We start from the raw sequence: 23102 nt of genomic DNA, 5'->3' as shown, positions 1-23102 counted from the left end.
CTAACTTCTATAACAAAAAAAAGTCTCCCAATGTATTGGGAGACTTCAATATGTTTGATAACAAAAAATTACTTAGTGAATTTTTTGTATTTGTTCATAAACTTATCAACTCTACCTGCAGTGTCAACTAGTTTCACTTTACCAGTGTAGAAAGGGTGAGAAGTTGAAGAGATTTCCATTTTGATCAATGGGTATTCTTGTCCTTCAAATTCGATGCTATCTTTTGTTTCTGCAGTAGACTTACAAAGAAACACGTCGTCGTTACTCATATCTTTGAAAACAACAAGTCTATAATTTTCTGGGTGGATTCCTTTTTTCATAATACAATTTTTAAAAAATTAAAGTTTGCTTTCGAAATAGTAATGGTATTTCTCTGCTAATTTTAGGCTGCAAAAATACAACATTTTTTTAAATATCCAAATACTGTATCCAATTTTTTTTATTGATAAGAAATTCAAAGTATTTTCGTTAAATTTGGAATCTATTTAAACTTTAATTTCGATGAAATTCAAACTATTACTGGCTTTTTCTTTCTGGATGCTTCTTGTGACAGTATCATGTAATAAGGACGATATTACTTTTGATGCACCTTCGCAACAGTTAAGTTTTTCAAGAGATACGGTATTCTGTGACACCGTTTATCATCAGGTACGTTCTGAAACGTATATGGTAAAAGTATATAATAATGAAGACAAAGATGTTTTGATTCCCAGGATCAATCTTGAAAAGGGAAGTGCATCATTATATAGGATCAATGTAGACGGAAAACCTGGATACGATTTCAAGGATGTGCCTTTGAGAAAGAAAGACAGTATGTATATTTTTGTTGAAATTGCACCTGAAGCTACCGGTCCGCAGGCTATCGCCGAAGATAAGATTCTTTTCAACAGTGGTGCAGGACAACAGCATGTGACTTTATTTTCAGTCGTTCAGGATGCGGAGTTCTTTATCCAGACTCCTACCAATCCTAATTTGATCACCGCCCACACCGTCTGGAACAAAAACAAGGCTAAGATCATTTATGGAGACCTTACGGTGAATCCTAATATAACACTGGATATCCAGCCGGGGACTAAAGTATATTTCCATACCAACAGTGGTATGAAAGTGTCAACTGGCGCTACATTAAATATCAACGGAGCTTTGAACGATGAAGTCATTCTCCGTGGAGACCGAAATGACCTGGATCATGATACACTTCCTAAAAACTGGAACTCCATCCGTATGGAAGCTAATTCTAATCTTAATATGAATTTTGCCAGACTTTTCGGAGGAACGAGAGGACTGGATATGAAACAGAATACAGCAAATATCAGCAATTCATTTATCCATACCTTTTTTGAATATGGTATTTACGCAGTAGGCTCAACGGTTACTGCAAATAATTTAGTCATGAATAACTGTGGTGAATCATGTATTGGGATCTTCAGAGGAGGAAACCATAGCTACACCCATGCTACCATCGCCAATTATTCCAGAACAATGGGATCATTCAACAGAAACGGAATTACCGCAGCCAATGAATGGAAAAACGCTGCGGGAACCACAGAACAGGGAGCTCTTCAGCGTCTTGACATCAAGAACAGCATCGTGTATTCAGACAGGGACAACTCTGTTAATTTTGAGCAGACTCCGGGACAGCAGTTTGAATTCCTGATCCAGAACTCGCTAATCAAATACTCAGGGGTACCTGAAGCCGGTTTCCCTTTTGATAATAATGTAAGAGTAGTACAGAGTATCAAGAACGAAGATCCGCAATTCCTTAATTATTTTGCAGCGAAGATGAATTTAAGAGTAAAAACTACATCTCCGGCAAGAGGAAAAGGAAATATAACGGTAGCAGGAACTGTACCTCTTGATATAGTGAATGTATCGAGAACCACTAACCCTACTCTTGGAGCTTATCAATAATGGAGATCACACAACTGCAGCAGCAAGTCGATGAATGGATCAAAACCATTGGCGTCCGCTATTTCAATGAACTAACCAATATGGCCATGCTGACCGAAGAAGTGGGCGAAGTAGCCAGAATCATAGCCAGAAGATATGGCGAGCAGAGCGAAAAAGAAAGCGACAAAAGCAAAGACCTTGGAGAAGAACTGGCAGATGTACTGTTTGTCACTTTATGCTTAGCCAATCAAACCGGAGTGAATCTCCAGGAAGCTTTCGACAAAAAAATGAAGATCAAAACTGACCGAGATAAAGACCGGCATCAGAATAATGAAAAATTAAAATAGAAATAGATTTCAGATATGAGACACCAGATATTAGACTTTAAACCATCTGATATCTGATGTCTGCCATCTGATGTCTCTAATTTGAAGAAATAATGAAGTTAGAAAAATCAAAATTATCAGCAGATAAAACAGTTCAAATCAGCGGTTCGAAAAGTATTTCGAATCGTTTGTTGATTTTGGAAAGTTTATTCAAAAACATACAGATCGGGAATTTATCCAATTCCCAGGATACACAGCTACTGAAAAAGGCACTGTCTGAAAATACTGAAACCGTAGACATCCACCACGCAGGGACAGCGATGCGTTTCCTTACCTCCTATTACTCCATTTTTGAAGGAAAGACGACCGTTCTTACCGGATCTAAAAGAATGAAGGAAAGACCGATCAAAAACCTGGTAAGTGCGTTAAAAGATCTGGGTGTTGAGATTGAGTATTTAGAAAATGAAGGTTTTCCGCCTTTAAAAATTACAGGAAAGAAGATCACCCAAAAGCAAGTGAATGTTCCGGCTAATATATCAAGCCAATTCATTACTTCTCTCCTTCTTATTGCGGGTAAACTGGAAAACGGACTGGAAATTAATCTGGTTGGTGAAGTTACTTCAAGATCATATATAGAAATGACGCTGGATATTCTGACCAAATTCGGAATTAAAAACAGTTTTGAAGGAAATACTATTAAAGTGGAACCTTTTCTTGTAAATGATGAAGTGTCAACAGTGAGCTATGAGGTGGAAAGTGACTGGAGTTCGGCTTCATACTTCTACTCTATCTGTGCACTGGGAAGAGAAACCATCCATCTGAAAAGCTTTTATAAGGACTCTACTCAGGGAGATTCTGCGATTGCTAAGATCTATGAAGACTTTTTCGGTATTAAAACGACATTCACAGAAGAAGAACATAAACTCACCTTACAACCGGACCCTGATTTTTCTTTCCCGGAAAAAATCATCCTGGATATGAACAACTGTCCTGATATTGCCCAAACATTGTGCGTAACAGCTGCAGCATTAAAAATTCCGTTTGAAATTTCCGGACTGGGAACTTTAAGAGTAAAGGAAACCGACAGACTTCAGGCCTTATATAATGAACTGAAAAAACTGGGAACAGAAACAGAGATCACAGACCTTACGATCAAGTCCGTAAGTTTTGGAGAACCGGAAGAGAATATTTCTATCAGAACCTACCAGGATCATAGAATGGCCATGAGTTTTGCACCTTTCTGCCTTATTAAGGAACTCAATATTGAGGAGGAAGATGTAGTGGAGAAATCCTATCCTATGTTTTGGAAAGATCTTGATGACGTTATGATTCGTTGATCGGACGATTTGTTAATATGATAATGTAGTAATTTGAAAATATACCGCTCTTATGAGAAATTCTTTTCTGTTTTTTGCTTTGATGATCCCGCTGGCTTTTTCGGCGCAATATCTTTTACCCAATGAGGAAACTATTTTTTCGTTTAATACAAAAAACGGGAAGACAATGTCTTTGGTGAAAGATAAAAAGAATGCTTATATTCAATATAGATTTGGAAGCAAAGACCATGTAGAAATGGAGTTTCCCGCTTCTAGAACAAAGGAAAGCTGGAAGCAGTTTACATACAATTCTTACCACAGAGGAGGCGGAAAGCAGAATGCAGGTATGGATCTCAACTATTTATCATTTTCAAATAATAACTACAAATATCAATTGTTCAGGACCTATTATGCAGAAGATGAATCGTTGTCTACAGGCATCACAGTAACTGACAGTAAAGGAAAAGAAACTGATATTAAAGGAATTTATAAAACGATTAAAGGCTGCATGTGCAATCTGGAAGACACAGAAGTAAAGAAAGAAGATTTTGGATTATAATTTTAAAATGCTCCAATGAAAAAGCTTTTTTCTCTTATCGTCTCACTGTTAATCGCGGGATTACAGGCTCAAAGCCTGAAAGATTTCTCTGTTCCGAAAGGTTATCAAAAAATAGCTGAAGCCCAAGGAGATCTGGACAAAGACGGAAAAGATGAAACAGTGATCATCTTCAATACGGATAAAAAAAACAATCTGGATGATCGTGATGATTTCCTCAGATCATTTTTTATCTTAAAAAATATAGACGGAAAACTGAAAATATGGAAGGAGAACAACACCGTTCTTTTTTCCAGCGGAATGGGGTTTTATCCGGAAGACAATGCTCCTCCTGAAATATCCATTAAAAATAACAGTTTTTCCATCACGCAGATATTCAATACCAATTCGAGGCATACACAGACTTACAAACATACGTTCCGTTTTCAGAACGGAGATTTCTACCTCATCGGTTCCCATGACAGATTTGAAGATACTTGCGATTTCAATTATCTGAACGAGATCAATTTCTCAACGGGAAAAGTAATTGTTGATGAAGAACATTCTTCCTGTGATGAGGAGGAAAGAGTTATCCCCAAAGATATTCACAAAGAATTGACCCATCCGTTTAAGACTTTAATCAGAATGAACAATTTCACAATTGGGGAAAAAAAATTTAAAATCCCCGGTTTAAAAAGAGAAATTTATTATTGATTATCAATAATATAAATGAGCAGAATAAAAATTCTGCTCATTTCTTTTTTACGTTGTCCACACACTTATCCACAGAGTTATCCACAATTTATGAACGCCCTTTTTACTTGCGGATTCCATAGGCTTCCAATATCTTACTGAAGATCTCAGTATTTTCAAACAGCCCGGTGAATTCCTGAGAATTGGGTCCATACGCAAATACGCTGGATGGAACTGAGGTATGATCATTGGTACTGAAATTCCCAAATACCCAACCTTCTTTAAGACTTCCATCCAAAAGCGTCAAGCCTCCGGTTTCATGATCCCCTACAACGATAACGAGTGTTTCTTTATTTTCATCGGCAAACTTCATTGCTTTTCCAACCACATGATCAAAATCCAATAATTCAGTTACCAGCTGCTCCAGGTTATTGCTGTGTCCTCCTCCATCGGTCTGGGAAGCTTCCACCATCATAAAGAAGCCTTTTTTATTTTCCTTTAAATCATTTAAGGTAAGATCAAAAGCATCAGCCAGCCAGTTTCCTCTTCCGTTGGTTATTCTCTGTGAAGCCAAAGGATCAATCACCAATGTACGGCTCTTTATCTTCCTGACCGATTTCAGATCCTGGTAAAAATCGATTTGAGCATCTTTGATCTTCTGCACATTCTCCCGGCTCAATCCGCTCGTAGGTCCTCCAATTAAAATCTTAGTTTTAGAACTCACAAAATCCTTCAGGATAGGTTCCGAGCTGTTCCTGTTGTCCGAATGCGCATAGAAATCTGCCGGCGTTGCATCGGTAACGTCTCCTGTGGAAATTAATCCTGAAACCATTCCTTTAGCCGCAATAATATCCGGAATCTGAGCCAGGGCTTTTCCCTGATCATCAACCCCTACAAATGTATTTTTGGTTTTAATGCCTGTAGCAAATGCCGTTGATCCAGGTGCGGAATCTGTAATGTAGGCATTCGAAGAATTGGTTTTGGATAATCCGGTGGATTTCATATTAAAAACATTCAACTTTCCTTTGTTGGCTGTAAAAGCAGCATAATATTGAGGCAAAGAAGTACCGTCTGGAATCAGGAGAATAACGTTTTTGACTTTCTTGTTAGTTTTATCCGTTTTATAAGTCGGTTTGTACACTTCATACTCCTTTGTATTCTTATAAAAATTTTTAGGAATGGTATTGATGAACTTTTTAAGATCAGGAATATGATCCGTATTGATATAATCCACACCAAGATCCATTAAATTCACCCAGGCGTTGGTAAAATCCGGAGCTCCGTAAAAGCGGATCTGCCTGTGTTGGGCATGCGCTTTTTCTACAGCTCTTCTGATCTTTTCCGTTTCTTCGTCTCTTGGAATCCCTTTTCCGTTCCATTTGACCAGATCCTGAAAATCTGCACTGAATATTCCAACCCTTTTAAGTTGATCTTCGGAATAATTTGTATCAAGATCCCCGTCAAAAAAGAGATAATTTGGATAGTTCTTAAAATCACCAGGCTGAGGTCGTCCTCCGGTTATCACAATTTTAACGCCCGGACAGCTCGTAATTTCAGGATATTTCCTCAAAGCGCTCACCAAAGCACTTAGAGACGTTTTATAATCCTGTTTAATGTCAATGAGCAGCTGTAGTTTTTTATTAGCATCAGAATAAATATTTCCCTGATTCAGTTTGATCTGCTTCGAAATCGGATCAAGGTAGAGACTTTCAAGTGTTCGGTTTGGTAGCAGTTCTTTTTCGGTATGTGCCACCCACAATTTCCCTTTTACCAGGAAAACATCCACTTCAATGGAACCAAAGTTGGCATAATAGGCCTGCCAGAAAGGTATTTCTTGTTGATAATCATTATGGGAATGGGCATTACCTACAGTATATTTCAGATAATTTTGAGCCTGGTTTTTGGCAAACAGACCAAAAGCCAGTACAGCTGCTATTTTTTTTGATAATTTCATCATACGACTTAAATCCGGATCTTATATTTCCAATTCTATTTTTCGGCAGACAAAATTATAAAAGCTCTGGACACTCCTTCATTAAGGTTTTCTTATGTTTTCATTAAAAAACTGGTTTCATAGCATAACGAAACATAACCCTCAGACAATCAAAATGATTCTTACAACACAAATCAAAAACTAATAATTTAGTTTAAAAATAGATCATTTCACCCCCCCCATTTTTCACCATCGAAGATTCGGGCAGTGTAATTATAAAGACTGAAACAATGTTAAGAAGTAAATAAATAAATAACAGAGTTCATTATTCTTTTTTTACATTTGCTGAAAATACGGTTTACGCTGAGACAGTTGATAAAAAACAGTTCACCAGCATCCGGAATAAAAATTTAAAAGTCTAAAAAATTATATAATTCAATGACTATTATCATCACTGGAACCTCATCAGGAATAGGTTTTGTACTGGCTGAATATTTTGGAAAGAAAGGTCATCAAGTATATGGTTTAAGCCGGAAACATACAGAAAGTCCATATTTCAGGTCTATTCCTACGGATGTTACCGATAACACTGCGGTTCAGAATGCCATTGCTGAAGTTTTAAAAACAGAATCAAGGATTGATGTTCTGATCAACAATGCCGGAATGGGAATGGTGGGCGCTGTAGAAGATTCTACGAAAGAAGATATTTTAAAACTATTCAACCTGAATCTTGTAGGTTCTGTTCAGATGATGAGCGCTGTTCTTCCGAAAATGCGTGAACACAAATTCGGAAAGATCATCAATATTTCAAGTATCGGTAGCGAAATGGGACTTCCATTCCGTGGTTTTTACTCTGCATCAAAATCTGCGCTGGACAAAGTAACGGAAGCGATGAGGTATGAAGTCTATCCCTGGAATATTGATGTCTGCTCGCTCCACCTTGGTGACATCAAAACAAATATTGCAGAGAACCGCGTGAAAACGCAAGTTTCCGAACCGTACAAAAGAGTATTCGACAAAGTGTATGCTTTGATGAATTCACATGTAGGCGATGGAACTGAGCCTCTTGAGGTCGCAACCTATGCTGAAAATCTTTTGAATAAGAAAAAATGGAAAGCCCATTATTATTTTGGTAAATTCGGACAGAAGATTGGAGTTCCGTTGAAATGGATCCTACCTCAGGGAACATATGAGAATTTAATGAAAAAGTATAATAAACTGGACTAAATTCAGTTATTAAAAAAAATTATTTAATAGTAGTTTGAACCATTAAGTTCTATTAAGTGGTTAAGAATGATTAAGTGAGCTTTGCTTTTTTAAGTTTAATACGAAAGTGAACTTCAATTAATTCTTAAAGTATAAGGTAATGGTTTAAATAAATTGAGCATTGAAATTATTTCTAAAAATATTTTTTATCCTGTTCTGCGTTTTTGTACAAGCGCAGAAGAAACAGTATTGGCTCATCGATACGGAAACGAATGTCAGAAAAAAAGTAAAAGATTCTGTTTCAGCCGTGAAATTTCTGGACTCTCTATCGCAAAGCAATTATTTCTTCACCCAACTGAAGGACGTAAAAGTAAAAGGTGACAGCACGGAAATTTTTTACGATAAAGGAAAGAATTTTAACGAAACATATGTAGAACTTTCGGATTCCATTACACAGAAATTAAAAATTCAGAAAGATTTTTATACTAAAAATTTAGATTCCACGAAGAAGAGCATCAACAAAAGATATATTGATGACGGCTACTCTTTCAGCCGGCTTAAATCTAAATATAAAGGTCAAAAAAACGGCTATCCCGTGATAGAACTGGATATCAACAAAAATGACAAAAGAAAGATCGATGCTTTCGTAGTCAAAGGTTACGAAAGGGTTCCCAAAAGGTTTATGAAGAACCTCGAAAAGGAATTCAAAGGGAAAAACTACGACGACAAAAATCTTTTAGCCATCAGTAAAAATTTCCAGAATCATGCTTTCGTAACGCTCGAACGACCTCCCCAAACATTATTCACCAAAGATTCCACCAGCATTTACCTGTTTATGGAAAAGAAAAAAACGAATACTTTTGATGGGATGATCGGTTTCGGGAACGATAAAACAGAAAAATTCACACTGAACGGAACTCTGAATGTGAACTTCAGGAATATGTTCAATGGTTTTGAAACAGTCAATCTTTACTGGCAGAGAAACCCTGATAAAGGGCAGACTTTTGACCTTCAGACTGATATTCCGTATTTGCTTAAATCCAATGTAGGAATGAATCTGAAAGTCAATATTTTCAGGCAGGATTCTACTTTTGCGAACGTAAAATTCCTTCCTGCTTTCTATTATCATATCAATAACCGTAACAAAATCGGACTTAGGGGAACACTTGAATCTTCCAGTATCATTGATACTTTATATGTTCAGGGAAAAGATTACAATAAAAGGGGAATTGGGATCTGGTTTGAAATGACGGAACCTACGGATATTGATCTTTTTCTATACAAAACAAGGATCAATGCCGGTTACGATTATCTGACAACAACATATACCAAAGATAATATCAAGGCTACCCAAAACCAGTTCTATTTCTTTGGGGAACACAATTACCATATTTCAGGTAACCACTTCCTGAATATTAAAGCTGAAGGCGCCATGATGGATTCTAAGATTGAATTCTCTGCGAATGAATTATACCGTTTCGGGGGCTGGAATTCTATGAGGGGTTTCAATGAAAAATCTCTTGCCGCCGACTTTTATTATTATGCAGGTTTGGAGTACCGATATCTCATTGGTAATCAGGCATTCTTTGACTTCTTTGGACAATACGGTCAGCTCAATAACAAATCTTTAAATGTGAAACCTAAACTCTACAGTGTCGGGCTCGGATTTAACTTTTTTATTCCTATCGGGTTGATGAGTTTCCAGCTTTCGAATGGTAATGAATTCGGGAATCCTTTTAAATTTAATGATATCAAGATCCACTGGGGTATCCTGAGTAGATTCTAAAAAAGAAGATTTTATTTCCCTTTCACCATTAATTATACTTACCCTATCCTAAAAATTGTCTAAATTTTTAACGCAAAGGTTCAAGGCAATATGTTTTAGCTTTAAGATGAGCAAAGAGAGGTGGCTATGCCACTGAATAAGCTGACGCTTTAACCACACGCTTCATAGAATCAATTAAAATTGATTCTTTACTTTGCATCACTAAATATAACAGCATTATATTCAAACTTTGCGTTAAAAAAAAATAAACCTTCAGTGCAGAAATTCGATTCTACCATTATCAATTGAATTATTTCTTTCTGCAGAATGAGAAAATTCTTTTTTCATGAAAAATCATGCTTTTATAGGATATAATATACAGTATAATAAAAACAAATATCCAGACATAACAACTTCTTCAGTTTTATTATTATGTTAAATGTTTTTGTTAAAAAATATTAAATAGTATTTTTCTTTTAATACCACATTAAAATTCAGGTAACAGTACACCGCTAAATTTGTCCTCAAAAAAAATGAAGAAGACTTTAGCTACTTTTGCTGTTTTTTTACTCCCCCTTTATCTTACTGCCCAAGAAATTAACATTTCCGGAAATGTAAAATCCGAAAACGGCTCCAGCGTATCCGGAGTAAGCATTACCGACAAAAATACCGGAAAAACTACGGTAACTGATGAAAGTGGTAATTTTACGATCTCTGCGAACCCAAAAGATATCCTTGAGTTTTATGCTCCGGATTTCTCCATGTATACGGTGGAAGTTTCTTCCAAAAGACAATATTCTGTTGTCTTAACAAAAGCGAATGAGAAACAGATCGAAGGCGTAGTGATTACGGCTTTGGGAATCGCCAAAAAGAAAGAAAAAATCGGTTATTCTACCCAGGAAGTGGGAACGAAACAGTTTGAAACCATCACCACTCCAAGTATAGGAAATTTATTCTCAGGACAGGTAGCAGGACTGAATGTTTCCAACCCTACGGGAATGCAGCAAGCCCCGCAGTTTACCTTGAGAGGAAATTCCAATCTGGTCTTTGTCATTGATGGAGTGATTGTAGAAAAAGAAGTTTTCCAGAATCTGGATCCTAACAATATTGCCAACATCAACGTTCTGAAAGGTGCAACGGCTTCTGCATTGTATGGCTCAAGAGGAAGATACGGAGCCGTTCTGATCACCACAAAAAGTGCTAAAAAGAATGGTTTTTCTGTAGAGTTTTCACAAAACACCATGGTGACCACAGGATTTACCAATCTTCCGAAAACCCAAACCGAATACGGAAACGGATCACACGGAAAGTACGAATTCTGGGACGGAGCGGATGGCGGCGTGAACGACGGTGATATGATCTGGGGACCCAAATTTACTCCCGGACTGAAAGTTGCCCAATGGAACAGCCCGATCAGGGATAAAATGACAGGACAGGTGATTCCGTGGTATGGTGCAGTATCAGGAACGCTATATAATGATAAATCAAGATACGAAAGGGTTCCGATTGACTGGAGATATCATGATAATTTAGATACCTTCCTAAAGCCTGCGGTGATCAACAATAACAGTTTCGCCGTAAGCTATAAAAACAATAAAGATATTTACAGGCTTTCCGGAAATTTCATGAATTATGATGACAGAGTTCCCGGTTCTTACCTGCAGCGTTATGGTGTAAATTTCTCTTCTGAAAACCATTTGGGAGAAAAACTGACTTTTGACACCAAATTCAATTTCAATCAAACTTTTACGCCTAATATTCCTAACTACGATTACAACCCGAGCGGGCATATGTATACCATTCTGATCTGGATGGGAGCAGACGTAGACGGAAGAGATCTTAAAAACCACATGTGGGTTCCGGGAAAAGAAGGTACGGCACAGGCCAACTGGAATTATGCCTGGTACAACAATCCATGGTTCGGATCTGAATATTATAAAAATAAAAACAGAACCAATGTGATCAACGCACAAACCGGTCTGGAATATAAAGCAACCGAGGACTTCTCTGTAAAAGGTAAGATATCCATTGTTGAAAATCACAACAAGCAGGAAATACTAAGTCCTTATTCGTATTTCAACTACAGCGCTCCAAGAAGCGGCGGTTATCTTCTGAATGACTCCAAAACATGGAACCTGAACTCTGATGTATTAGCTACCTACAAGAAAAAATTCTCTGACAATTTTGACTTTACCATCAATGCCGGAGGTTCCACATTTTATTACAAAAATAACATCGACAATGCTTCAACAGACGGGCTGAAAATCCCTGAACTGTATTCTCTGGAAAATTCTACAGGCGCTGTAAAATATTATGATTATCTGAAAGAAAAGTTGATCTACAGTGCGTATTCAACGATCGATATCGGATTGTATAATGCCTTTTTCATCAATGTATCCGGACGTAACGACTGGTCTTCCACGCTTCCAAAAGCCAACAGGTCTTACTTCTACCCTTCTGCGTCGGTAAGTGCCGTGATTTCAAATTTAGTCAAAATGCCGGAAGCCGTAAGTCTTTTAAAACTTTCAGCTTCGTGGGCTAAAGTGGCGTATGATTTCAAACCGTATTCAACCAGAAACTATTACTTTAACAATAAAGGAGCTACGTTCAACGGAAATCCGATGTTCAATTATCCTACGATCCTGAACATTGAAAATTCTTTAAAACCAGAACAGACCAACTCTTATGAATTGGGATTAAGTGCGGGATTATTCAAGAACAGGCTGACACTGGATGTGACGTATTTCAGAACATTAGACTATAATAACATTCTTGAATTCCCTACTGCCCCTTCATCCGGATTCACTTCTCAATATGTGAACGGCAACGAATACACAACGAAAGGTTTGGAAATCTCTTTAGGCTTGGTTCCAGTAAAAACAGCCAATTTCACATGGAGATCTTTAATTAACTGGAGCACGTATGAGCAGAAACTGACTTCTATCTATGACAATAGGTCGAACTACAACAACATCAAGGTCGGTGAAAGAATGGACAGTTTTTACGATTATACCTGGAAGAAATCACCTGACGGAAAAGTAATTCTGGATGCTAAAACAGGAATGCCTACAAGAGCAGATGCGCCAAGTAATCTGGGTCATTTTAATCCGGACTGGACTTTCGGTTTCAACAACACTTTCAAATATAAAAAGTTCACGTTGAATATCGGAATCGACGGAAGCATAGGTGGCGTCATGAGATCCCAGGTCGTAGAAAAAATGTGGTGGGGCGGAAAACATCCGAACTCAACCGCTTACAGAGATCTTGAATATGCGAATCCGGGAACTTATTATTTCGTACCGGATGGTGTTAATTACAACGCTACTACAGGAATGTACACTCCTCATACGAAACCAATCAGCTTCCAGGATTGGGCACAGAACTATCCTTATCAGGCAAGAGTAACGGAAGACGAAAGTGAGTTATTTGCGAATGTTTTCGACAGAACTTTTATCAAGCTGAGATCTGTAGTCCTGGAATATGACTTCTCTTATCTCCTGAATCCGAAAGGAATGATCAAAAACTTCACCGCCAATATTTCGGCTTATAACCTGGCCATGTGGAAAAAGTCGAAAAACCTGTATTCTGATCCTGACTACCAGATTGGTACAAAAGAAGTGAATGACATCCAGGATCCTTCCAGCAGATGGATCGGAGTCGGATTTAATCTTAAATTTTAATTAATAAGTATCCTGAACAATGAAAAACAATATCAATATAATAGCGAAATCGCAGAATGGTACAACGGTAAAATGGCTAAGAAGATTCAGTATAAAATCGGCTGCTTTTGCAGGCCTCATGCTGTTGGCTTCATGCGAATCTGATCTCGACAAAATTAATGAAAACCCTAATGATCAGGCCAGCGTAGATCCTAAAGTTCTTCTGACCTATGTTTCAAAAGATGCTTTCCAGGTCAATGGAGAAAATATGTACGCTTCCAGAATGATGATTGGAACAGATGGTGAAAACGTTTATCAGTACATGAAATGGAATGATGCCTCTTTCAATGTATATACCACCGGACTTTTGAATACAGGAAAAATGATGCAGGAAGCCGAGAAGATCAGCAATAAAAATTATGCTGCCATCGGAAAATTCTACAGAGCTTATTATTTCTTTAATTTAAGTTTAAAATTCGGAAGCATTCCTTACACAGAAGCCGTAAAAGGTGAATCAGGAATTACCCAGCCAAAATACGACAGCCAGGAAACGGTGATGGCCGGAATTTTATCCGAACTGAAAGAAGCCAATGATCTGATCAATACCAATGATAAAATTGAAGGCGACATTATTTATAGCGGGGATGCTTCAAAATGGAAAAAGCTGATCAATTCCTTCCGTCTGAAAGTTTTAATCAGTATGTCTAAAAAAACGACATTGGGAAGCTATAATGTAGCCAATGAATTTGCTTCTATTGCCAATAATCAGGCTTTAATGACCTCCATTTCAGATAATGGACAGCTTAAGTTTGCCGATGCAGCAGACAGCAGATATACTATGTTCAACAACAGCGGTTATGGCTCAAGTTTATACATGGCAGATTATTTTATCAATTTGTTTAAAGTCAGACAGGATCCTCGTCTGTTCACTTTTGCAGCACAGACGACAGCAGCGAAAGAAGCAGGAAAACCAGTTACAGATTTTACAGGATACAACGGAGGAGATCCCAATTCTTCTTATTCTGACAACGCGGCTTTGATCACGGCAAAAAATATTTCTAAAGTGAACGACCGTTTTTATAAAGATGCAACTAATGAGCCTTCATCCGTACTAAGTTATTCGGAACTTGAATTTATTTTGGCAGAAGCTGCGGCCAGAGGATGGATCTCAGGATCAGCAAAAACGCATTATGATAATGCAATTAAAGCTAGTTTCAGTTTTTATCAGACCTATGTAAAAAATCCGGGGCAATATTTTTCAGGATTTGATGTGAATCAATATCTGGCGTCTCCGTTAGTAATTTACAATGATTCGGATCTTCCTGAAACGCGTTTGGAAAAAATTATGACTCAAAAATATATGACGATGTTCCACCAGAGTCAGTGGACCTCATATTATGATTATCTGAGAACAGGATTCCCAAAATATCCACTTAAAGATGGAGTCCCTGCTCCCTTCAGATTCAGATATCCACAGGCTGAATACAACTATAACAACACCAACCTAAAAGCTGCATTGGCCACCCAGTACGGAGGAAATGACAATATTAATTCTAAACCATGGTGGCTTCAGTAAGAACCTAAATATTTATATAAAACAGATAAACCGCAGGAAAATCCAATTAACTTGCGGTTTATTTCTTATTTTGATTGATCATGAATAGAAGAGAATTTTTAGAAAAATCAAGCCTTTTGATGGCCGGACTGGGAACTTCAAGCGTTCTTCATCCAGCTATTTTAAAAGCACTGGCTATAGAGCCTGCGGCACTTTCCACCTTTTATGATGCAGAACATGTGGTGATCCTGATGCAGGAAAACCGTTCTTTTGATCATGCTTTCGGATCGCTAAAAGGCGTAAGGGGATTTCTGGACAAAAGAGCTTTTGTGAAGCAGGACGGACATTCCGTTTTCTTTCAAAAAGATGATTCTGGAAAATATGCTTCGCCTGCCAGACTCGATCTCAGAAATACTAAATCTACATGGATGAGTTCGTTACCGCACTCATGGTCTGACCAGCAAAAAGCTTTAAATAAGAGAAAATATGACCAGTGGCTTCAGTTTAAAGCCTCCGGAAACAAAGACTATAAAAATATTCCGCTTACTTTAGGATATTATAACAGGGAAGATCTTCCGTTTTATTATCAGCTGGCGGATGCGTTTACGATATTTGACCAATATTTTTGTTCTTCCCTTACCGGAACAACTCCCAACAGACTTTTCCATTGGTCGGGAACGCTAAGGGAGCAGCAGAACGGTAAAGTAAAAGCGAATGTTTACAATGAAAATATTGATTACGACAAAGCCAGACAGGCCCACTGGAAAAGCTTTCCTGAAATTTTAGAGGAACAGAATGTTTCGTGGAAGATCTATCAGAATGAGATCAGTCTTCCGAAGGGAATGTCTGGTGAGCAGGAAGCCTGGCTAAGTAATTTCACAGATAATCCTATTGAATGGTTTTCAAAGTTCAATGTCAAATTTTCAAAAGGGTATCATGAAAATATTCCTAAGATCATCGCTTACCTGAAAGAAGAGATGGCTAAAAAACCGGATCAGAAGAAAAGGTTTGAAACGCTGATCGCTGAACTTGAAGAAGATCAGACTCAATATACTCCTGAACATTATGCCCAACTTTCGCAGTTGGAAAAAAACCTTCACGAAAAAGCCTTTACAACAAACATCAATGATCCCGACTACTGGAATCTGGAGATCGGAAAGGATGAAAATGGAGAAAAACTGGTCGTGCCGAAAGGAGATGTCCTTTTTCAGTTCAGGAAAGATGTAGAAGAAAAAAAACTTCCGCTGGTTTCCTGGCTGGTGGCTCCTGAACATTTTTCTGACCACCCGGGATCTCCGTGGTATGGAGCGTGGTATATTTCAGAAGTTCTCAATATTCTGACCAAAGATCCTGAGACCTGGAAAAAAACCATTTTTATCATCAATTATGATGAGAATGATGGTTATTTTGACCATGTTCTTCCATTCGCCCCACCTGTTAATCCCAGCCAGCCTGTGGATCTGAATGGTAAAGAAGGTGTGGAATATGTGGATCAATCCCAGGAATATATGTCTGTCCTCCCGTTGAAAGATCACGAGAGAATAGAAGGTACCGTTGGTCTGGGCTACAGAGTTCCGATGATCATCGCATCGCCCTGGACGAAAGGAGGTTTTGTTAATTCTGAAGTTTCGGATCACACTTCCGTTCTACAGTTCCTTGAGAAATTCATACAGAAAAAGTATAAGAAAGACGTTACGGTTAACAATATCAGTGACTGGAGAAGAGCGATCTGTGGAGATCTGACTTCATCTTTCAATGCTTCCAATACAAAAGCTCCGCATATGGATTATCTTGATCAGAAAGATTATGCGAAAACCATCAATGCTGCCAAAAGCAAGCCTGTCCCAAACTTGAAATGGTATGCTGAAAATGAAATCAGCGATCGTCTTCTTGAGATTCAGGAAAGAGGAGTCAAACCTTCTAACGCGCTTCCCTATCATTTCCATGTCAATCTGGAAAACGGAAAGATTAAAATGACGAATTTAAAAGAAGCCGGGGTTCCTCTGTTAATGTATGACAGGACCCAATTTAACAGCAGTCAATATCATTTCTCCTATGCATTATATTCAAAGCAAGAGCTTTTCCATGCCGTGAATCCTGAAAAGTATGATTATGAAGTTTTCGGACCCAATGGCTTCTTCCGGAAATTTAGTGGAAATAAAACTCCTGAAATAGAAGTACAGCTAATTAGCAATGGTTCAAAAAATGAGGTGGAACTGATTTTCAAAAAACAAAAAGGAAATATCTCCTTAATTGTGGAAAATCTGTACGAGAAAAATAAAAAGACAGTCTCTTTGCACCAGTCAGAAGAGAAAATGGTAATTGATCTCAACAAAAATAAGGGCTGGTATGATTTAAAAGTAGTCTTTGACGATTATATCTGGCATTTTGCAGGAAGAATAGAAACCGGAAAAGTTTCCATTTCAGATCCCCACTGGGCATAAATCCATACATCATAAAAAATCAAGGCCTTACACGATTTGTGTAAGGCTTTTTCTTATGATTACGATCATAGCTTAATAGGGTACTTTTACATAATTTGCATATAAATATCATAACACATAATGTAATACTATAAAAGAATATATAATAATATTTAAAAAATAAGATTTTATTACCATTATTTGTCTATTTTTATTAAATTCACGTAACTAATTAATTAAGATCATGAAAAAATTAAACATCAGCCTTGCCGTATGCTTTATGGCTGCCGCACTGTCCGGTAACTTACAGGCACAAGACACCAACACAGATAATCACACAGTGACTATTTCAATTCCTGAAGTTGCACTGGTAGATATTGAACCTTCAGCAACGAAAAACATCACATTAGGATTTACAGCACCTACAGAAGCGGGGAACCCAGTTACAGCCAGTACTTCTAATAATACGCTATGGCTGAATTATTCTTCCATTAAATCTGTGGCAGATCCTACCCGTAATGTATCTGTAAAGGTAAATGCTCTGATTCCGGGAGTTGACATCCATGTAACGGCCGCAGCAGCTACCGGTAGTGGTGGTGGTACATTAGGTACACCAGCAGCCCAGATCACACTGAGCGCTGCAGACCAGACCATTATTTCAGGAATCGGAAGTGCTTATACCGGAAACGGAACCAATAACGGACACAATCTTACCTATGCTCTGGCAGCAGGAAGCGGACCTGGAGGAGTAGCTGCGTATGCAGACTTACAGGCAACAGCGAGTACGGTAGCTACAGTAACGTATACGATTTCAGATAACTAGTACCAACCTTAATTTTAAAATAAAACAAGAAGAAACCGCCTGTCAGTTTCTTCCTGGTTTTATATGGTCAATGATTTAATTCCAAACTTTAAATGATTATAATAAAGCGTATTCTCTTTTTGATGTTTCTGATAATGCAGTTCAGCTTTCTACATGCGGGTATTGTCGTCCTGAACGGCCTTACCCATACCTACAAGGTAGAAAATGGAAAGGTATATAAAGGGAAAATTGCTATTGAAAATACAGACAACAAACCGCAAAACGTAAAATTATTTCTACAGGATTTTACCTACCAGGCGGACGGTTCCATAAGCTATACCACCATACGCACCAACAGCAGAACTAATGGTGACTGGATTAAGCTTAATACGAATCTGATCACCTTAAAGGGAAAGGAAAAAACCGAAGTATTCTATGAAATTACTGTTCCTAACACGCCTGTAAATCCGGGAAGCTATTGGAGTGTAATCATTGTAGAACCTGTAGATGATATAAAACCCAGCAATGATAAAGCAGGCGTAAATATCACCTCTGTGGTGCGTTATGCCATTCAGGTGATTACCGATTATGAGCCGGAAAAAGCAAAGCCGGACCTTAAATTTGAAAGTGTAAAAATAGAAAAGGAAGAGGGAAAACAGCTAGCAAAAATTGCGATAGCCAACAACGGTAATCTTTACTGTAAACCAACAGCAACTATTGAAATCTACAACCGTAAAACCGGAGAGCGTCTCGGAAGTTACACGAGCATTGCCATGGGATTATTACCACAGACCTCCAAATCATTTCATATTGACATCAGCAAAGTTCCGCCAGCTCAATACAAGGCTGTCATTATAGCCACCGATGAAGACGAAAATGCCTTTGCGCTCAATGTGGAATTAGAAGTAAAGAATGATTAAAACTTGGATTTTATATATCGTCCTATTATCACTATTCCCGGTACTTATTTTTTCTCAACAGCAGTCCAGTCAATTGCCCAGTAAAAAAGATAGTCTAATGCCGGGAATGTCTACTTCTATTTCCTTTTCATTAGAAAACACTTCGGCTGAAGACAAAACTTATGATCTCACCGTTACCTCTTCAAGCCCGTTTCTCAAACCTATTTTAGAAAAAGCAGAATTTAAGATCACTGCGCACGAAAAAACCGTGTATATTGTTCCGATCCGTATTGCAGCAGAAGCAGGACAGGGTGTTTATTCGGTTATCCTGAACGGAACGGACCGCTACGATGGAACTCATTTTACAAAAACTTCACAGGTCACGATTTCCGGAAGCCGTAAACTTAGTCTTACTTCATTAAATTCACCAGAATTTATCAGAGCGGGTGAAACTATCCGTGCTTCGTTTCTTTTAAAAAACAGTGGGAATGTTACCGAAAAACTGATTTTAGAGAGTAAGAATGCGGTCGTAGATCAAGATGCTTCTATAACATTGGCTCCTAACGAATCAAAAGTGATCGGTATCTATAAAGTCACTAATGCAGAGCTCGGTCAAAATGAATTTCAGAATCTCAACTTATCCGTTTACTCCCTGGATAATCCAAAGGAAAATCAAGTAGCTTATGTAAGTGTAAAAGTTATATCGGTAAAGCCGGTAGAAGACGATATCTATCATAGACTTCCGGTTTCTGCTTCAATCTCTTTTATAGGGATGCAAAATATGGGAATCTACCAGGACGGATTTCAGGGGGAAGTATATGGTAAGGGAAGTTTAGATAAAGAAAATAAAAACCAGATTGAGTTTCATGCAGTAACTGCCAATCCTGTTGAATTCAATTCTTTTACTCAATATGAAGAGTATTTCGTTAATTATAAAAGAGATAATTTCTTTGTTCATCTTGGAGATAAAACATATTCTGCTTCTTACTTAACTGAATTTGCAAGATACGGCCGGGGGGCAGAGGTTCGTTACGATTTTAAAAGATTCAGTGTGGGTGGATTTTATAACCATCCCCGGTTTTTCCGGGATATTAAAGATGAGTTCAATGTGTATTCAACATTCAAGATCCGCAAAGAGTCAGAGATCACAGCAGGATATCTTTATAAAGTTCCAAGAAAGGGAGAAATGAACTTCGGAAATATCAGATTAGACACTGAAGCTCACCTTCCGTACACTGCAGGAAAATTCAAGATCTCAAAAAATATAGTCCTTTCGGGAGAAGCTGCCTACAGTAAAACTGAACAAATGCAGGGAACAGCCTATATGGCGCAAGCTCAAGCCACTTTTGAAAGGTTCAACGGAAATCTAATGTATATGAGAGCGAGTCCTAAATTTGCCGGCTATTTTACCAATACCAGCACATTTAACGGAAGTCTTCAATACAGGATTTCAAAAAAACTGAATGTATTTGGAAATTACACCCAGGATGCAAGGAATTTTCAGCGGGATACTCTATTCTATGCAGCACCCTACAGAAGATTTTTGCAATATGGAATACAGTACAAATATATTCCGAGCGGTTTTATCACCTTCTATAATGGCTTTCAAAAATACCAGGATCGTTTGGAACCCAAACAGTTTGATTATTATGAGCAGTACTTTAAAGTGAGTGTCGATCAGCAGATAGGGAAATTTCTGGTGAACCTGCAGGGACAGTTTGGGAAAACAAATAACTATCTGAGTGGATTTAATGGAAATTCCAGTTTCTATACCACCAATATATCTTTTGAGAAATTGAAGACCGCTTTCAGTATTTATGCCAGCTACGCTATTACTTCAAGATATCAGATGCAGAATGAGAAGCAGGTTTATTATGGAGCGAGAATCTTCAGCAGGTTTTCTGACAAGACAAGCTTAAGTCTTTTTTATCAGAACAATTATATGCCTGAGGAATATTTCAGAGACCGGAATCTTTTTGAAGTTTTATTTCATCAACAATTATTTCAGGACAGTGAACTTGATGTGTCAGGCAGATACTCGTTGCAACGTGGCGAGCTGGGCAATAAAGATTTTATATTTTCTTTACGCTATACACTTCGGCTTAATGTACCTGTCCAAAAAACAGCAGAATATACTTCTCTGTCAGGAAATATCAATAATCTGGGTGTAAAAAAAACAGAAGGGATCAAATTAATGCTGGGCAGTCATTTATCTATTACCGACAAAGATGGAAATTACATGTTTAAAAATATTGTTCCCGGAGACTATTTTCTGGAGATAGACCGATCTACAGCTGATATCAATGATATAACAGATGTTTCTTTACCGGCATCTTTACATCTAGCCAACAAAGAAAATACTTTCAATTTTGGATTAACCACAGCATCTACGATCAAGGGAAGTATTCAACTTTCTGAAAATGAAGATAAAGACCAATACCGTTTTGCCCAATATCAGCTTAAAACTGAAAAAAACAAAAAACAAAGTATTATTATAGAGGCATCCAATGGTGAACAGACTTACCGTAAAATAGCATTTATCAGTGAAAGCTTTGACTTCACTTATTTGCGACCGGGAGAATGGAAAGTTAAACTTTACAGGAACGGTCTTGACAAAAGATATAAAATAGCAATGGACTCTTTTCAATGCAGCCTTAAACCATCGGAAACACAGAACATCATCGTTCACATTGTAAAACAACAGAGTGAAATGAAATACCAGCAGGAAATGATAAAAGTAGGATACAACGAAGTAAAAAAGAAAAAATGAAACTGAAAGAACCTATAGTGTGTATAATTTTTTGTCTGATGGCTAGCCCTATATTCTCACAGAGTACTATTGCTGTCACGCTTCCTGTGGTAACCTTAATAGATATCGAACCTGCAGGCACTTTTACGTTGAATTTTACGGCTCCTACTGAAGCCGGGCAGGCTTTAACGGCTCCTTCTGCCAATACCACAAAATGGGTCAATTATACTTCAGCCATTGCTTTGGGAGGACTTACGAGAAGAATTACAGCTTCTGTCAATCAGGTTATTCCGGGTGTTGATATAAAAGTACAAGCAGCCGCAGCTGCTGGTTCCGGCGGTGGCACATTAGGCACATCATCAGGGTTGATTACCCTGTCTACAACAGCAGCAAATATCATAACCGGGATAGGTGGCGCTTTTACGGGAAATGGAGCTAATAATGGTCATAGACTAACGATTAGCCTTGTCGTAAATACTTATGCCAATCTTTCCGCCCGAACCAATACACCTGTTGTTATAACCTATACTATTACCGAATAAATAGAAAAGAAATGAAACATACTGACGCTATTATTCACCATAAAATATTTTCTGTAAAGTATATCTGTCTTGCTCTTTTTATCATGTTCAGTTATCACAGTAAAGCGCAATCTGTAACCGTTCCCGTTACCAACTGGAATGCGTCTATTACGGCCATTACAGAAGCTGGGAATAACTATACAGGAACTTATGCCAGTCCGACTAACCAAGCTAGTATTAATGTTGGCTTGCCAGCATTACTTGGAAGTGTAAAAGTTTATGTACACTATGAAGCTAATCCGACATGGAACAGCTCTTTAATTTTATCAGCTAAGCGAACCAGCAACGGCTCCACTCTATGTGTGGGATGTAGTATATCGGGAGGAACTTCCTATATCACTGTACCTCTAACTGCTGTTGAATTATTCAGAATATCAACTATTCTATCGGTTACATCTTATACCGGGATCAATATACAGTATCAGGTAAGTGGAGTATCAGTAACCATTCCTGCAGCAACTTATAACAGCAGAATAGTTTTTACAGTAAGTAATTAGTATCACTTATCAATCAGCGGTGCAGTCATTATGTTCATGAGTCTAAACCAAAAAAGTCCCACACATGATTGTATGAGACTTGATGCTTATTAAAGATGAATGATGAATGATGAATGATTTGTGGCCTCGCCCTATTCTTCATTTTTCATTCTTCATTCTTCGTTCTTCATTCCCTATTTCCTTGGTTTGGGGTATAAACAAAAAAAGTCTCATACAAATACATGTATGAGACTTTTTAATAAAAACTGGCGGCGGCCTACTCTCCCGCTTTCG

The 23102-nt window shown here is 37.9% G+C and carries 17 protein-coding genes; 15 read left to right on the top strand and 2 right to left on the bottom strand.

All coding sequences use genetic code 11. From position 1 onward, the window contains the following. Positions 1–68: 68 nt before the first annotated feature. On the bottom strand, positions 69–320 hold the full coding sequence (locus NZD88_RS06890) for a type B 50S ribosomal protein L31 (protein ID WP_076510703.1): 252 nt from the start codon (positions 318–320) through the stop codon (positions 69–71). Positions 321–501: 181 nt separating this feature from the next. Here NZD88_RS06890 and NZD88_RS06885 point away from each other — a divergent pair, with 181 nt between their 5' ends. The 5 genes from NZD88_RS06885 (at position 502) to NZD88_RS06865 (ending at position 4781) form a co-directional block, all read left to right on the top strand. Continuing rightward, entirely contained in the window at positions 502–1911 is a 1410-nt protein-coding gene (locus NZD88_RS06885) for a hypothetical protein (protein ID WP_259828400.1), read from the top strand. Then, on the top strand, positions 1911–2237 hold the full coding sequence (locus NZD88_RS06880; RefSeq protein ID WP_040997695.1) for a nucleotide pyrophosphohydrolase: 327 nt from the start codon (positions 1911–1913) through the stop codon (positions 2235–2237). Before NZD88_RS06885 ends, NZD88_RS06880 begins: the two co-directional genes overlap by 1 nt. 92 nt (positions 2238–2329) lie before the next feature. Further along, complete coding sequence (locus NZD88_RS06875) at positions 2330–3553, top strand: 3-phosphoshikimate 1-carboxyvinyltransferase (RefSeq protein WP_259828399.1); 1224 nt, start codon at positions 2330–2332, stop codon at positions 3551–3553. A gap of 52 nt (positions 3554–3605) precedes the next feature. Continuing rightward, positions 3606–4091, top strand: a complete 486-nt coding sequence (locus NZD88_RS06870) for a hypothetical protein (protein ID WP_259828398.1) — start codon at positions 3606–3608, stop codon at positions 4089–4091. Between the two features lie 15 nt (positions 4092–4106). Beyond that, positions 4107–4781 carry a hypothetical protein gene (locus NZD88_RS06865; protein WP_259828397.1) on the top strand — a complete coding sequence of 225 codons (675 nt, stop codon included), beginning with the start codon at positions 4107–4109 and terminating at the stop codon, positions 4779–4781. Positions 4782–4884: 103 nt separating this feature from the next. On the opposite strand, the gene NZD88_RS06860 is transcribed toward NZD88_RS06865, so the two are convergent. Then, positions 4885–6717, bottom strand: coding sequence for an alkaline phosphatase (locus NZD88_RS06860; protein WP_259828396.1), 1833 nt, complete (start codon positions 6715–6717; stop codon positions 4885–4887). A 414-nt stretch (positions 6718–7131) separates the two neighbouring features. On the opposite strand from NZD88_RS06860, the gene NZD88_RS06855 reads away from it, so the two are divergent. From NZD88_RS06855 to NZD88_RS06810, 10 genes are all read left to right on the top strand, one after another. Continuing rightward, complete coding sequence (locus NZD88_RS06855; protein WP_259828395.1) at positions 7132–7920, top strand: SDR family oxidoreductase; 789 nt, start codon at positions 7132–7134, stop codon at positions 7918–7920. Positions 7921–8080: 160 nt separating this feature from the next. Then, on the top strand, positions 8081–9685 hold the full coding sequence (locus NZD88_RS06850; protein WP_259828394.1) for a BamA/TamA family outer membrane protein: 1605 nt from the start codon (positions 8081–8083) through the stop codon (positions 9683–9685). Between the two features lie 512 nt (positions 9686–10197). After that, on the top strand, positions 10198–13344 hold the full coding sequence (locus NZD88_RS06845) for a SusC/RagA family TonB-linked outer membrane protein (RefSeq protein ID WP_259828393.1): 3147 nt from the start codon (positions 10198–10200) through the stop codon (positions 13342–13344). Positions 13345–13363: 19 nt separating this feature from the next. Continuing rightward, positions 13364–14899, top strand: a complete 1536-nt coding sequence (locus tag NZD88_RS06840; RefSeq protein WP_259828392.1) for a SusD/RagB family nutrient-binding outer membrane lipoprotein — start codon at positions 13364–13366, stop codon at positions 14897–14899. A gap of 80 nt (positions 14900–14979) precedes the next feature. After that, complete coding sequence (locus tag NZD88_RS06835; protein WP_259828390.1) at positions 14980–17322, top strand: phosphocholine-specific phospholipase C; 2343 nt, start codon at positions 14980–14982, stop codon at positions 17320–17322. Between the two features lie 223 nt (positions 17323–17545). Next, entirely contained in the window at positions 17546–18124 is a 579-nt protein-coding gene (locus NZD88_RS06830) for a hypothetical protein (RefSeq protein ID WP_259828386.1), read from the top strand. Positions 18125–18246: 122 nt separating this feature from the next. Next, a complete protein-coding gene (locus NZD88_RS06825) occupies positions 18247–19023 on the top strand; it encodes a WxL protein host-binding domain-containing protein (protein ID WP_259828928.1) in 777 nt (258 codons plus the stop codon). Between the two features lie 97 nt (positions 19024–19120). Beyond that, on the top strand, positions 19121–21772 hold the full coding sequence (locus tag NZD88_RS06820) for a COG1470 family protein (protein ID WP_259828385.1): 2652 nt from the start codon (positions 19121–19123) through the stop codon (positions 21770–21772). 38 nt (positions 21773–21810) lie between these two features. Then, positions 21811–22293: a hypothetical protein gene (locus NZD88_RS06815; RefSeq protein WP_259828384.1), complete on the top strand. Its 483-nt coding sequence runs from the start codon at positions 21811–21813 to the stop codon at positions 22291–22293. Positions 22294–22304: 11 nt separating this feature from the next. Next, positions 22305–22829, top strand: a complete 525-nt coding sequence (locus tag NZD88_RS06810; RefSeq protein ID WP_259828383.1) for a hypothetical protein — start codon at positions 22305–22307, stop codon at positions 22827–22829. Positions 22830–23102: the final 273 nt, after the last annotated feature.

Source organism: Chryseobacterium pyrolae (assembly GCF_025153485.1).
GTDB classification, from domain to species: Bacteria; Bacteroidota; Bacteroidia; order Flavobacteriales; family Weeksellaceae; genus Chryseobacterium; species Chryseobacterium antibioticum.
This window is presented reverse-complemented; position numbering and strand designations above follow the sequence as displayed.